The organism is Enterobacter sp. WCHEn045836, assembly GCF_003965585.1.
Classification (GTDB): domain Bacteria; phylum Pseudomonadota; class Gammaproteobacteria; order Enterobacterales; family Enterobacteriaceae; genus Enterobacter; species Enterobacter dissolvens.
Genome location: NZ_RXPT01000045.1, coordinates 1 through 908, shown reverse-complemented (window position 1 = coordinate 908; position 908 = coordinate 1). Strand labels below are relative to the sequence as shown.

At 52.5% G+C, this 908-nt stretch carries 1 protein-coding gene; it reads right to left on the bottom strand.

Annotated elements, in window-relative coordinates:
- Positions 1-908: elongation factor Tu (gene tuf / locus EKN38_RS25635; RefSeq protein ID WP_126523071.1), on the bottom strand; the 908-nt coding region annotated here is incomplete at both ends.

The window sequence follows — 908 nt, the reverse complement described above, 5'->3', positions numbered from 1 at the left end:
CCGGTCACGTCAGTTGTACGGAAGTAGAACTGTGGACGGTAGCCTTTGAAGAACGGAGTATGACGGCCGCCTTCGTCTTTGGACAGGATGTACACTTCAGATTCGAACTTGGTGTGTGGCTTGATTGAGCCTGGCTTCGCCAGTACCTGACCACGTTCGATTTCTTCACGTTTGATACCACGCAGCAGAACACCAACGTTCTCACCAGCACGGCCTTCGTCCAGCAGTTTGCGGAACATTTCAACGCCAGTACAGGTAGACTTCGCAGTCTCTTTGATACCAACGATTTCAACTTCTTCACCCACTTTGATGATACCGCGCTCTACACGACCGGTAACAACGGTACCACGACCGGAGATGGAGAATACGTCTTCGATTGGCAGCAGGAATGGCTTATCAATCGCACGCTCTGGTTCTGGGATGTAAGAATCCAGGAAACCAGCCAGTTCGATGATTTTCGCTTCCCACTCTGCGTCGCCTTCCAGCGCTTTCAGCGCGGAACCACGAACGATTGGAGTGTCGTCGCCTGGGAAATCGTACTGAGACAGCAGTTCACGAACTTCCATCTCTACCAGTTCCAGCAGCTCTTCGTCATCAACCATGTCACATTTGTTCAGGAACACGATGATGTAAGGAACGCCTACCTGACGACCCAGCAGGATGTGCTCACGAGTCTGAGGCATTGGGCCGTCAGTCGCAGCAACTACCAGGATCGCGCCGTCCATCTGCGCAGCACCGGTGATCATGTTTTTAACATAGTCGGCGTGGCCTGGGCAGTCTACGTGTGCGTAGTGGCGAGTCGGGGTGTCATATTCAACGTGAGAGGTGTTGATGGTGATACCACGAGCTTTTTCTTCTGGTGCGTTATCGATCTGGTCGAATGCACGAGCAGAACCACCGTAGGTTTT